Below are 12,053 nucleotides of genomic sequence, written 5' to 3' on the forward strand. Positions count from 1 at the left end.
TCTAGCCTGTAGTATTAGGTCTAATTTAAAAATTATATTTTAAGCCAACCTTATAATTTAATGGTTCACCTGGTTGAGTCCAAATTGCAGAGTATGAATTAGCGTAATAAGTTTTATCCAATACGTTATTTACAACAAACTGTAAGCTCAAATCATCATTAACATGGTAATTTGCAAATATATTTACCAAGGTATATGAAGGTAAATAATAGGTAGGATCAATCGCTTCACCTAAACGTTCACCAACATATTGAACAGACACACCAACCGTTGAATTCGAATCGATTAAATCGCTAAGATCTCGTTTAATTTGTGCATTGGCACTGTGCTTTGGAATATTCAGTAAAGGGCTACCTTTTGGCAAACTAACCCACCAATCGGTATTAACCGTATCTTTTGCTGTTTTGGCATCAGTATAAGTGTATGCAAGATCAAACGATGTTTGGCTTGTAATATTACCGTGTAAGTCTAGTTCAACACCTTCACTCGTAACCTCGCCTAGAGCCCTAGATACACCTGCTTGTAAGTCGGTGCTTAGCATGTTGCTCTTTTGCGCATTAAATACTGTAAAGCTACCACTAACAATGTCGGTATTAAACTTAACTCCAACTTCAATAGAGGTTGTTTCTTCAGGCTCAAATGCTTCTCCATCAGCATCGAAACCGCTATTAGGTCTAAACCCTTCAGAGTAACTGCTATAAAATTGTAGATCATCAGAATGAGCATACACTAAACCTGCTCGCGGGCTGAATGTGCTTTTGTCAGCATCTGAACGGGTTACGTTTTTATGGTTATCAATTCTTTGATCAAACCAATCGTAACGACCCCCAATTTGCATTTTCCATTTTTCAGTGATGTCGACTTGATCTTGAATATAAATACCATAGCTATTCTGTACTTCTGTGGTGTCGAATAACAGTGAACCTTCAGGCGCCGTTTTACCGTATTCAGGCTGATACATATTTATAGCGTAACTCGTGTCATCAAGAGTCGGGCGATATCTGTACCAAATCTTATCAAAGTCAAACTTACTGGCATCAGCACCAATTAAAAGATGATGAGTGAAACCACCAGCTTCTATACTGCCGCTGAGCTCTGAACGTACAGACATATAGTTAGTTTGAAAGTCACGTTGATTATGTTGTCTGCTCAGTGTCACGCCATCGATAAAATAAACTTGCCGGCTGGGAGCAAGCTCAGCATCACTTGATTCGCTCAAAAACTCTGAATCGCTATAACTAATACCTGTTAGAAGCGACCACTCTCCTAATTGATGCTCAAGGGTAAGCTGATGAGAAATAGCCTTAACTTCTGTAGGTTTATCACTTGGCTCACCTAAAAAAGTTTCAATAGGTAGCGCATCAATTTTACCATCTACAGCAACAATACCTCGATCGAAAGTTAAACTTTGATCAACGTACTCTAGCTCGTAATTCAACTTGGTTTTATCTGAAATTAGCCATAAAATTGAAGGTGTTAATACCGTTTTTTCCGATTCATGATAATCTCTAAAACCTTCACTATCTTCAACTGCACCATTAACTCTAAAGGCCACTTGGTCCGTAATTGCATTAGTATAGTCGCCTTCTGCGCGATAACTTTGCCAGCTACCAGCTGTCACTTTTACATAGCCTTGTTGTTCAAACTGCGGTTTTTTTGTAATGATATTAATCGTACCGCCAGGCTCAGAGCGTCCATAAAGTGCAGAGCCAGTTCCTTTCATGATTTCGACATAATCGATATTGCTCGTATCACGAACACCGCTAAAGCTACGTCCAGACGAGAAACCGTTAATTAAAAAGCCTGATGGAATATTCTCATCGCCCACTAAACCACGTATAGCGAAGCTTTCCCATAAACCACCAAAATCATTTTGTTCTGAAATACTTGGGGTTAAATCGAAAATGTCACTTAAGGTGGTTACACCAGCCTCATTGAGTGTGTCTGATGAAATAAACTCGACAGATTGTGGTTGCTCATTCAAAGGAATATCCCCACGAAACGCTTGCCTTACACCCGACACAGATATTTTTTCTATGTCTGATGGCTCTGTAGTGGCATATGCGGAAGATGTAAAAATTGCGCTAATCATGATTGAAAGGGCTGATTTTTGGTATCTGTTCATTCTATCTCTCAGGTATGAATTGTAGTTATTCAATAAAGCTTGTAGTTATTAGGTAAGGGCTTACATTATCAATTATCTGTATATGCAATTAATAATACTTATCATTTATAGTATGATATACAATTAAACAACCGAGAACTAGCCTCGCAAACAACAGAAATTAAAAAACTTAAATAAACGCTCAATTTATAAACATTTAGAGAAAATAATGAACAAAGTTACTTTAGCCTGCATTACATTAGCTATATCAATTTCCAGCATTTACACCGCAAAAACACAAGCACATGCAATATGGTTTGCTGAGCGCTCATCACAACTAGCACTGATATATGGTGAAGGCGCACAAGATTTAGACACCGTTAAGCGCCAAGACAAAGTTAAAACAGTTACTGGGTATAACAAAAATTGGCAAGAACAAAGTGTAAAACTTGTTGAGTCAGGGCATATGATGATACTGAGCGATAACACGGTTTATGCTGTTACAGGAATGCTCGATAACGGTTTATGGAGCAAAACTAAAGATGGTAAATGGTTTGCTAGTGGCCGTGATCAAATCCCTGATGCAGTTTTAAGCGAGCATACAAAAAAACATGCTGTACACTTACGTGGCCCGCTTACTGAAATTCCTCAACTTAAAGAACAACAGTTACAAATTATCCCAATAGGTGAGAGCTTTTCAGATCAAAAAGGTGCATTGGTCAGTTATCGCATAATATTTAATGGTAAGGCAGTTCAAGGCGCTAAAGTGATAAATGATATTGTGAACGACCCTGATCAAAAGCCTCTGATAAGCAATCATGAAGGCGTAGTGACATTGCCACTACGCAATCAAGGTTTAAACGTCGTTGCCGCACTATATGATGAAAAAAGTACCAATCTCGCTGTATTTGATAAGACAGAGCACTTAGCAACACTTTCATTTGTTTTACCCCATGCTGCAGAGTAATTTTTGAACTAGTTACTTATATTCAAGCAAACTTTTGTGGGCCTAGACTTACAATAAGTCTAGGCCCTCATGCACTTTTAACAACCCTTTAAATTAATGAGTAGCACGCTACTCCTCCACTGCACTCAAGCCTCGCCAAGTATAGTTAAAAACAACACGTTTAATTATTACAGTAGAAAGCATGTTTACGACCTGCTCTAAACATCTTCGTCAGGTGTGCATATTGAGTTGGGAATTAACGAACAACACTGAACACAACCATTCCATTTTATCAATCACCACAATCTTTTTATTCCATTTTAAAGATGAGCAATAATGAGCAATACTAAACGCATCAAATTATGAGAGTTAGGGTATTCAAAATGATTAAGACAGTTACTTTTGCAATGATGCACTTCGCAATCGCTTTCACAGTAACCTACTTTTTAACAGGTAGTTTTTTAATTGGTGGCTTAGTTGCTATTGTTGAGCCAGCTGTGAACACTGTTGCGTTTTACTTCCACGAAAAAGTATGGCGTAGTCTAGAGGGTAAGGATAGATTAAAACAAAACCCAGATGGAATAATGTTTGCCTAACGACTAACAAAAGATAAACCTAGCATTCAACGAATTACGTACTTATTCATTGGAATTCATAGCTATGGTTGTAAAACAACCTTATTCACTGTTTTCATTAAAAAATAAAAAATAAAATATATTCATATCTATTATTAAAATATAGTGTATAGTTTCTGCAGCTCAAATAGCGAGCTATTAATGAAAATATTTAGTACAAGTTCATCTCAGTTTCTTTTCGAATCTATTCGTCATATATGCCCTGCGACTCTTTTTCCTTCATTTCCGATTTAGTAGCTAGAAATTAAAATTTATAAATATATCGAGGTATATATGTCTGACAAGACAACTGGTTCAGTAAAGTTCTTTAACGAAACTAAAGGCTTTGGCTTTATCTCTCCAGACAATGGCAGTCAAGATGTCTTTGTTCATTTCAAATCAATTGAAGTTGATGGGTTCAAAACTTTGCGCGAAGGCCAAAAAGTAGCTTTCAATATAGCGAAAGGGACTAAAGGTCCACAAGCAAACAACGTCACACTAGGCTAAGCAGCAACTAAAGAGGTATAACTAAAATGTACCTCTTTTCTTAATCACGACTATTCATTTAGTTTCTTTTCTTAATTGACAAAATCAAAAATCTCTATTTTAAATCAATAGTTAATTAAGATAGAAAAAACACGAAGAGTACCGGGAGTATAATGAAAAAGAAAATAAAAAAGCCCAAACGCGTTGGTGACATTATCAACCATGATGGCATTAAGTATAAAGACATTCACTCTGTTAGGCGAAAAATTGAAGACATCCTAATTGAACGTGAACGTTTAAAATTACTGGAATTATAAAAATGAAAAAATCAAGAAAACCACAGAAAAGTACAAAAAAATAAAAAAAGTAATTTCGAAGAAAAACTAGAACAACTTGTCAACGAATATCGAAAAGAAAAAGAGTATTTAGATAATTTAGTAGAAGGCAGCATTGAGTTTAATCAGCAAAAGATAAAGTGCGACTCTCTATACACAAAAGCAGAGAGATTTATTAATAAACAAAGTTAATCCCTATAGTTAGTAAAACCTCCTACCAAAATTAAAACCCTATTAAATCAACAACAATTTAAAATATTCATAAAGTTCATTAATGCATCAAAAAAAATATGGCTCTGTTATTGAAGCCATCCCCCTATTCAATCAATTTCAACAAACAAACTCTGTGTAGTATTTAGAGATAGAAGCAACCTAAAACGCGTTAATTTCAAAAACTCATTAGAAAAACACGCATTTATTTCTTGGTTACTACAAATGTAACCAAGCAGTATGTAAAAAGCGAGCATATCCATATTCCCAATAAAAACACTCATAGGCTTACCTATACTGAGTTCTGTCTAGGCTAAGTTTAGTTAGTCAAACACTAGATGATGGCCACCTTTCATTAGAGCTAATACTCAAATTAGGCTTGCAATTATCAGCTTTCAGCTTACACTTGTGCGCAAAGTGAGCGTACACTTGTAAGCTAAAGGCGAAAAATGAGAGCGTTATTAAATTCATTATCAAAACATTTATTGCATCATCAGTCATGGGCAGGATACTGGGAGCCTGTGCTTCAGTGCTTTAAACCAGGTTGGCGCGAAGGCTATTTTCGTGCACAAGTAAAACATGTACAGGTGTTTGCTGAACAATGCGTTGAGTTGATTATTGAGCCAGAAAAATCATGGCCAGTTCATCAAGCAGGCCAGCACATTGCGTTAACAATCCAAACGAATGGTCGAATGCTAACGCGTGTATTTACCATCGCAAACGAACCACAATTGGCAAGGCAGCAGCGACAAATTCGTTTATTGATCCGCAGCCAAGAGAGCGGCGCATTTACGTCAAAGCTAACAAACTTGAGGCCAGGGCAATGGCTTAATATTTCTGAGCCTAAAGGCCAGTTTGTAATGGTAAATACCGCGCGCTCTTTAATCATGCTTGCCGGTGGCTCTGGCATTACGCCATTTATAGCCATGCTTAAATCAATACCTGCTGATAGCAAACAAACCATTACCCTGCTTTATTACGCAAAGTCGAACAGCCACTGGCTTAAAGATGAGCTTGAACAACTAAAACAATCACTGAGCAATTTTGATTATCACTTACTTGAGCGCAGCAAAGACGGCGATGCGACGACATGGCTGACAACAAATGCGCATAAACACTGGTTAGTGTGCGGCCCAGCTGCATTGTATAAGCAAGCAGCAACTTTAGCTAAGCAATTAAATACGCCTATCGACAGTGAGCATTTCAGTGCAGTCCCTGCTGTTTTAGCAACCTCTGATAAGCACGAACTAACACTCACTCATCAGGGCAAAACATTCACTATTGATAACCAACAAACCTTACTGACCCACTTACAAGCAAATAAGCAACCGGTGACAGTTGGCTGTGGTATGGGAATTTGCCATCAATGCCAATGCGTTAAAAAGCAAGGCATCGTACGTGATATTCGCACCGGTGAGCTCTCTGATAGCTCAGAGCAGTTAATTCAACTTTGTATAGCGCAACCAGTCAGTGACGTGGAGTTATCGGCATGAACACGACAAAAACAGTCAATTTTGAAAAACTAGCAACCCAACTCGATAGCATTAAAGCAGATGTAAAATCAAAACTGGGTGAGCAAGATGCGAAATATATTCGCCGCGTTATTGTTTGCCAGCGAGTGTTTGAATGGAGTGGCCGAATACTATTAATGCTAGGCTTTATTCAGCCTGTTTTATGGTTGGTGGGTGTGCTTAGTTTAGCTACTGCAAAAATCCTCGATAACATGGAAATTGGCCACAATGTGATGCATGGCCAATATGACTGGATGAATGATAAACACATTAATTCAAAATCTTACGAATGGGATATAGCGTGCGATGGAGCTAGCTGGAACCGCGTTCACAACTACGAACACCACACTTATACCAATATTATTGGTAAAGATCGCGACTTCGGCTATGGATTACTGCGCTTATCGAATGACTTTCGCTGGCGGGTAAAAAACCTGTGGCAATTTGTCACTTACCTATTACTCAGTGTGCTGTTCCAATGGGGTGTGTCGTACCATGAAATGGCAGCCGAGCGGGTATTTTTTGGTAAGAAAAAAGATGACCGCGATTACACGGTATCGCATAGCGAACTCAAAAAACGCTTTTTCAGTAAAGGAGCACGCCAGTTAGTGAAAGACTACCTGCTCTTTCCATTGCTTGCTGGGCCTTTATTCTTGTGGGTTTTAACGGGTAACCTTGCCGCTAATTTATTACGTAACCTATGGACCTCAACCATTATCTTTTGCGGGCATTTTACCGGTGAAGTTGAAACATTTAACCAGCAAGACTGCGAAAATGAATCACAAGGCCAGTGGTATTACCGCCAAGCGTTGGGGTCTTCAAATATCAAAGGGAGTAACCTGTTTCATGTAATGACGGGGCACTTGAGTTATCAAATAGAGCATCACTTATTCCCAGATTTACCTGCAAAACGCTACCGCGAAATTGCCCCTAAGGTGCAAGCTATCTTTAAAGAGCACGGTATCCACTACAATACCGGCGGCTTCTTTCGACAGTACTTTTCTGTCGTAAAACGAATTGTGCGCTACTCTTTTCCGTAATTGATGAACGCCAGTGCATAGCGCTGGCTTTTTTATAAATAATTTTATGGCAAGGAGTTAGCTTCGAGAATCAGTTCGTTAATTTCTAACTGCAATTCATCATCTACTGCTTGTTCCGCGAAAGTTAAAGCTGTATTGGCAAAGTTTAGAGCTTGGGCCTTATCAGCTTTCTCTAGGTAATTCTCTGCAATCGCAAAATTAATCGACGCTAAATAATCCTCTAGTTCGAGTAACATTGCTAGCTCTAGCGCTTTGAAATAATAGCTAAGTGCAACCTCTGGCTTTTGATAGGTAAAGTCAGCGAGCGTTTCCCATTGAAACGGATGATCAAGCGGTGTGCCTGCAAACTTGCCGCATATTTCTTTTATTTGATTGTACGCCGCCCACTCTTGTTGTTTATTTGGAGCATTAACAATATCAAGCGCAAGTTGATGAATCGCCTCATAATGAGGTGGCTTTTTAATTGATTCAACCTCTCCAAATTGTGCCTTATGCATTCCCTGCCCTTTCTAAGCTAATTAAATCTCATTCGATTCAGACCAAACCCGTAACTCATCGAGAATATGCAGTGCTGAGCGGCCAAAGTCAGTAAGCTCATAGGTCACCGCTATCGGGCGCGTACTAATAACATGACGGGTGATCATCGCTCTACTTTCAAGCTCTTTTAGACGTTGGTCGATCATCTTTTTACTTGCACCACCCAGCATGCGCGTTAAATCATTAAAGCGCACAGGGCCATCTTTTAAATGATAGATAATAGAGCCCGTCCATTTACCGCCAATCAAACGCATGCCTTTTTCAATAGCACACGGCTCCATGCAAGCATTTAAAACTTTTTTCTACCCTTACTATCTGTTTCTACTGAACTTTCCAAAACATCCTCGCATTTTTCAGCCTAGTTACAAAAAGGTGACTGGTTGATTATATAATCTAGGTTACTATTATATACCACAGAATATATTTTGAACACGATAATGTAACTAGCAAACGGATACTCAACTATGAAAAACATATTAATTCTTAACGCACATCACTATTACCCTTTTTCTGAGGGTAAGTTAAATGCTGCTTTAGTAGAAAAAGCCGACGCTTTTTTCAAGCAAAGGGCTATCAAACTCGTGTGGTTAATACACAAGACGAATTTGATGTAGAAACTGAACTTGAAAACCATCAATGGGCAGATATCGTCTTTTTGCAATCACCTATTAATTGGATGGGCATGACGTGGTCATTCAAAAAATACATGGATGAAGTGTATACAGCCGGCATGGGTGGAGCGCTTTGCCATGGTGATGGTCGTCATCAAGACAATCCAAAAGCCAATTACGGTAAAGGCGGCACCTTGACTAACACTCAATACATGATGTCGCTGACTTTAAATGCACCTGCAGAATCATTTGCAGATGCCGCTGACTTTTTTGAAGGTAAAAGTGTGGATGACCTTGTTTTCCCAATGCATATGAACTTTAAGTTTTTCGGTATGCAAGCGTTACCTACTTTCGCCTGTTATGACGTGATGAAAAATGCAGACATCGACAGCGACTTTGCGCGCTTTGAAAAACACTTAAACGAGAACTTTTAAGGAACACTCATGAGTAACGAATCTGTTTATAGCAATAAACTCCACCCGGGCAGTGCATTTCCTAGTATTAGTGCTGCACTTTTGAATGGTGAAGAGGCTGTTCTTGGTCAACCTCAACACGGTGCAAGCTGGCAGCTTGTGGTTGTTTATCGTGGTAAGCATTGCCCTTTATGTACTCGCTATTTAAACAGCCTCGAGCAGTACAAAGCAGCGCTATTAGAAACGGGTGTTGATGTGATTGCTGTTTCAGGCGATAGCAAAGAGCAGTTAGAAGCGCATTTAGAGCAGTTATCTGTGTCATTTCCACTTGCTTACGGTTTGACTACAGAGCAAATGCAAGCATTAGGTACTTACATATCTGATCCCCGTTCACCGCAAGAAACGGATCACCCTTTCGCAGAGCCTGCACTGTTTGTGGTTAACGAGCAAGGTAATGTACATGTAGTTGATTATTCTAATAACCCATTTGTAAGACCTGATTTAGCAACCTTAGTAAGTGGGATTAATTGGATACGCGACCCAAAAAATAACTACCCAATTCGCGGTATGCATAAGTAGAGAGTAGCCATGAGCAAAATTACAACTTTGCTGATTGGCTTGGTGAGCATAATAATGTGCTCACCACATGCTTTTTCAGCACAGCTTCCCCATGCACATATTGCTTCACCTAATCACTATGAAGTATTGCTAGATAACAGTGAAGTACTTGTTTTGCGTATGACTTTAGCACCAGGTGAGCAAGATAATTGGCACACGCATAATGCCGAAACTGTCTATTTTGAGACAGGTGGTAAGGCGACCATCAGTACTAAAGGGTCACAAACAACACTCGAGATCCCCAATGGCTATGTGATGTGGCATGACGCCTGGACTCATCAAGTCAAAAATGAGGGTGAAACCACCATCACTGCAATTATTGTCGAGAGTAAATAGGTAGAAGCAATTATGGCATTAGAAAACCACCCAATGTGGCGCTTACCTAAGCATCACCTAGATTTAAAAAGTTCACATGACCATGTTCATTGGGTTGAATTATTTTACGACCTTATCCATGTGGTAATCATTTTTCTGCTAGGTAATTTTTTAAGCGACCACTTACATTTAAGTGGTTTTCTTACTTTTGCCGGTTTGTTCATCACCGTATGGTTTGCGTGGGCAGACTCCAGCGTTTTTAACTCACTCTATATCAGTACCGATGTAAAACATCGACTGATCATGGCCTGCCAAATTGTCACCGCCATGATTTTGGCTGCCTCTATTCCCCATGTACTTGATAAAGGATGGACATATTTTGCATTGGCCTATGCCGCGAACCGCCTGATCACGGCTTATTTATTTCATCGCACCAATCAACTGGGGGTCGAATCAACAAAGTTAGCACGCAGTGTGAGCCGTAACTACTTTGCTCTTGCCATTATCTTTGCTACCACAGCCTTTATGCCTGCACCCTATCGTTATTGGGTGTTTGGCACTGCGATTGCCGCTATCCAGGTTTTATATATGGCTCCAAAAATTGGTGTACTTGAAAATAAACGCTTTTTACCACGCCTTGGGCATATGTCTGAGCGCTTCGCCCTATTACTGCTTATTGTCGTAGGCGAAGGTTTCTTTAAATTGGTGATTACTTTAGCAGAAAAAGGAATTTATAAAGTTGACCCCTCTGTACTAGCAAACTTTATGTTTGGTGGTATTGCAGTATTTGTGCAATGCTGGATTTACTTTGACTTTGTTGGCAATGGTAAGCCCAAAAATCAGCACAAATGGACACTCGTAAGTTGGTGGTTAGCTCACCTGTTTTTAATGTTATGTGCCGTTATGGTTGGCGTTGCACTCGCCGGCGAAGTGAAAGCCGGGTTTTGGCAGCCGTATCCCCTAAAATATGGCGTCATTGGTTGTGTAGGGTTAGCAGGCTACTTATTGAGTTTATTGTGGATCCAGTTAATGATCGAACACCGTGTGGCCCATCGTTTTGCAACAGCCAAAGTAAGAATGTTTGGCGTTTTACTCGCTTTAGTTACCATCCCCATTTTACCCCATGTGCCTTCGCTCATTGGCAACTTACTTTGGGGCACTGCACTGATTTCACAAATTGCCTACCCAGTTACTCGCGCATACTTTACCCTTTCAAAAGAAGAAGCTAATTAATAACGATTAAAACACCTTTGCAAAAACGACAAAGGTGTTTTGTTATCCTTGCTGTTTTTAGCAAAGAAATTTAACGCCACAATACCCTCATTACTTAATCATAAATCACTTTCAGGGCCGCATTAAATTATTAAGTTTTGCTTAGCCATGTCCCTTAAAGTTTGGAGTCATAATGAGTTTTGATAAATTAGCGCAAAAACCATTCTCAATTGGGGTTGAACTTCCACTTGATAATGACTGGGCACATTTCAAACAACAATCAAATCAATCATTTGGGATCCCTAATTTAGCTAACCATGAATCACGTATTCAACTTGCCGATGAGCTTGGCTATGTAGCAGCATGGGTTCGCGATGTACCGATTTATGACCCGCAATTTGGTGATGCCGCCCAAGTTTATGAAACCTTCAGCTACCTTGGTTACTTAGCAGCTAAAACCAAGAATATATTACTTGGCACCGTCGCGGTTGTATTGCCATTGCGCCAACCCTGGCTTGTTAAAAAAGCAGCAAATACTGTGCAAGCGCTTAGTAATGATAGGCTAATTTTAGGTGTTGCCAGCGGTGATAGGCCCATTGAATACCCTTTATTCGATATTGATTTTGCAAGCCGTGGTGAGCAACTACGTGAATCTGTTTCGCTACTAAAAGGCGCACCTAAGCGACCTTTAGAAGCGGGTCAAAAGCTACTACCAGAAGTGAAAGATTTCCCACTTTATGTAGCAGGTCTTGCTCAGCAAAGCCCTCAATGGGTTGGCGAAAACATGGACGGCTGGCTTGCTTACCCAGGCACACCAGATGATCATCAAAAGCGTGTCGCATTGTGGCGAGAGGTCGCAGGAAATAAGCCGTACGTTAGTTTTATTCATTTAAATTTATTAGATGATCCTGATGCGCCTATAAAACGTCACCTTTTTGGGGTTGAAACAGGCGTCAACGGACTCATCTCAGAACTTAAGGCAATGAAAAATGCCGGTGTGAATCACATTGGCCTGCACTTTAGACGTAACGAATTACCCATCGAATGGGCATTAAAGCACATCGGCGAACATGTTTTGCCCAAGTTCCATAATTAAGGAGT

At 39.7% G+C, this 12,053-nt stretch carries 12 protein-coding genes and 2 pseudogenes; 11 read left to right on the top strand and 3 right to left on the bottom strand.

Features of this window, described 5'->3' with window-relative positions; all coding sequences use genetic code 11:
* Positions 1–25 precede the first annotated feature (25 nt).
* Complete coding sequence (locus tag P4S60_RS20455; RefSeq protein ID WP_337117335.1) at positions 26–2,125, bottom strand: TonB-dependent siderophore receptor; 2,100 nt, start codon at positions 2,123–2,125, stop codon at positions 26–28.
* 208 nt (positions 2,126–2,333) lie between these two features.
* Between P4S60_RS20455 and P4S60_RS20460 the strand changes: the two genes are divergently transcribed.
* From P4S60_RS20460 to P4S60_RS20485, 6 genes are all read left to right on the top strand, one after another.
* A complete protein-coding gene (locus tag P4S60_RS20460; protein WP_337117337.1) occupies positions 2,334–3,071 on the top strand; it encodes a DUF4198 domain-containing protein in 738 nt (245 codons plus the stop codon).
* 362 nt (positions 3,072–3,433) lie between these two features.
* Positions 3,434–3,646, top strand: a complete 213-nt coding sequence (locus P4S60_RS20465; RefSeq protein WP_337117339.1) for a DUF2061 domain-containing protein — start codon at positions 3,434–3,436, stop codon at positions 3,644–3,646.
* 312 nt (positions 3,647–3,958) lie between these two features.
* Positions 3,959–4,171, top strand: a complete 213-nt coding sequence (locus P4S60_RS20470) for a cold-shock protein (protein ID WP_337117341.1) — start codon at positions 3,959–3,961, stop codon at positions 4,169–4,171.
* 152 nt (positions 4,172–4,323) lie between these two features.
* Positions 4,324–4,467, top strand: coding sequence for a hypothetical protein (locus tag P4S60_RS20475; RefSeq protein WP_171038298.1), 144 nt, complete (start codon positions 4,324–4,326; stop codon positions 4,465–4,467).
* A gap of 677 nt (positions 4,468–5,144) precedes the next feature.
* Complete coding sequence (locus P4S60_RS20480; protein ID WP_337117344.1) at positions 5,145–6,188, top strand: flavin reductase family protein; 1,044 nt, start codon at positions 5,145–5,147, stop codon at positions 6,186–6,188.
* Positions 6,185–7,246 (top strand): fatty acid desaturase family protein, encoded by a 1,062-nt coding sequence (locus P4S60_RS20485; RefSeq protein WP_337117346.1) that lies wholly within the window; start codon positions 6,185–6,187, stop codon positions 7,244–7,246. The genes P4S60_RS20480 and P4S60_RS20485 overlap by 4 nt, the downstream gene beginning before the upstream one ends.
* Positions 7,247–7,290: 44 nt before the next feature.
* Here the strand turns inward: P4S60_RS20485 and P4S60_RS20490 are convergent, their stop codons facing one another.
* Positions 7,291–7,743: a hypothetical protein gene (locus tag P4S60_RS20490; RefSeq protein WP_337117348.1), complete on the bottom strand. Its 453-nt coding sequence runs from the start codon at positions 7,741–7,743 to the stop codon at positions 7,291–7,293.
* Positions 7,744–7,764: 21 nt separating this feature from the next.
* A pseudogene (locus P4S60_RS20495) lies at positions 7,765–8,120 on the bottom strand (winged helix-turn-helix transcriptional regulator).
* Positions 8,121–8,247: 127 nt separating this feature from the next.
* On the opposite strand from P4S60_RS20495, the pseudogene P4S60_RS20500 reads away from it, so the two are divergent.
* From P4S60_RS20500 to P4S60_RS20520, 5 genes and pseudogenes are all read left to right on the top strand, one after another.
* Positions 8,248–8,828: pseudogene (locus tag P4S60_RS20500) on the top strand (NAD(P)H-dependent oxidoreductase).
* 9 nt (positions 8,829–8,837) lie between these two features.
* Positions 8,838–9,386 carry a redoxin domain-containing protein gene (locus P4S60_RS20505; RefSeq protein WP_337117350.1) on the top strand — a complete coding sequence of 183 codons (549 nt, stop codon included), beginning with the start codon at positions 8,838–8,840 and terminating at the stop codon, positions 9,384–9,386.
* Positions 9,387–9,395: 9 nt separating this feature from the next.
* Complete coding sequence (locus P4S60_RS20510; protein WP_337117352.1) at positions 9,396–9,761, top strand: hypothetical protein; 366 nt, start codon at positions 9,396–9,398, stop codon at positions 9,759–9,761.
* Positions 9,762–9,773: 12 nt separating this feature from the next.
* A complete protein-coding gene (locus P4S60_RS20515) occupies positions 9,774–10,973 on the top strand; it encodes a low temperature requirement protein A (RefSeq protein ID WP_337117354.1) in 1,200 nt (399 codons plus the stop codon).
* Between the two features lie 172 nt (positions 10,974–11,145).
* The gene (locus P4S60_RS20520) at positions 11,146–12,048 is read left to right on the top strand and encodes a TIGR03571 family LLM class oxidoreductase (RefSeq protein ID WP_337117357.1); all 903 of its coding nucleotides are present in this window, start codon (positions 11,146–11,148) and stop codon (positions 12,046–12,048) included.
* Positions 12,049–12,053: the final 5 nt, after the last annotated feature.

This window comes from Pseudoalteromonas sp. Hal040 (assembly GCF_037162425.1).
GTDB lineage: Bacteria > Pseudomonadota > Gammaproteobacteria > Enterobacterales > Alteromonadaceae > Pseudoalteromonas > Pseudoalteromonas gelatinilytica.

What these genes read in the sequence shown, in the direction of transcription:
- P4S60_RS20455 (WP_337117335.1), bottom strand. Translation starts at nt 2,125, where the DNA reads ATGAACAGATACCAAAAATCAGCCCTTTCAATCATGATTAGCGCAATT.
- P4S60_RS20460 (WP_337117337.1), top strand. Translation starts at nt 2,334, where the DNA reads ATGAACAAAGTTACTTTAGCCTGCATTACATTAGCTATATCAATTTCC.
- P4S60_RS20465 (WP_337117339.1), top strand. Translation starts at nt 3,434, where the DNA reads ATGATTAAGACAGTTACTTTTGCAATGATGCACTTCGCAATCGCTTTC.
- P4S60_RS20470 (WP_337117341.1), top strand. Translation starts at nt 3,959, where the DNA reads ATGTCTGACAAGACAACTGGTTCAGTAAAGTTCTTTAACGAAACTAAA.
- P4S60_RS20475 (WP_171038298.1), top strand. Translation starts at nt 4,324, where the DNA reads ATGAAAAAGAAAATAAAAAAGCCCAAACGCGTTGGTGACATTATCAAC.
- P4S60_RS20480 (WP_337117344.1), top strand. Translation starts at nt 5,145, where the DNA reads ATGAGAGCGTTATTAAATTCATTATCAAAACATTTATTGCATCATCAG.
- P4S60_RS20485 (WP_337117346.1), top strand. Translation starts at nt 6,185, where the DNA reads ATGAACACGACAAAAACAGTCAATTTTGAAAAACTAGCAACCCAACTC.
- P4S60_RS20490 (WP_337117348.1), bottom strand. Translation starts at nt 7,743, where the DNA reads ATGCATAAGGCACAATTTGGAGAGGTTGAATCAATTAAAAAGCCACCT.
- P4S60_RS20505 (WP_337117350.1), top strand. Translation starts at nt 8,838, where the DNA reads ATGAGTAACGAATCTGTTTATAGCAATAAACTCCACCCGGGCAGTGCA.
- P4S60_RS20510 (WP_337117352.1), top strand. Translation starts at nt 9,396, where the DNA reads ATGAGCAAAATTACAACTTTGCTGATTGGCTTGGTGAGCATAATAATG.
- P4S60_RS20515 (WP_337117354.1), top strand. Translation starts at nt 9,774, where the DNA reads ATGGCATTAGAAAACCACCCAATGTGGCGCTTACCTAAGCATCACCTA.
- P4S60_RS20520 (WP_337117357.1), top strand. Translation starts at nt 11,146, where the DNA reads ATGAGTTTTGATAAATTAGCGCAAAAACCATTCTCAATTGGGGTTGAA.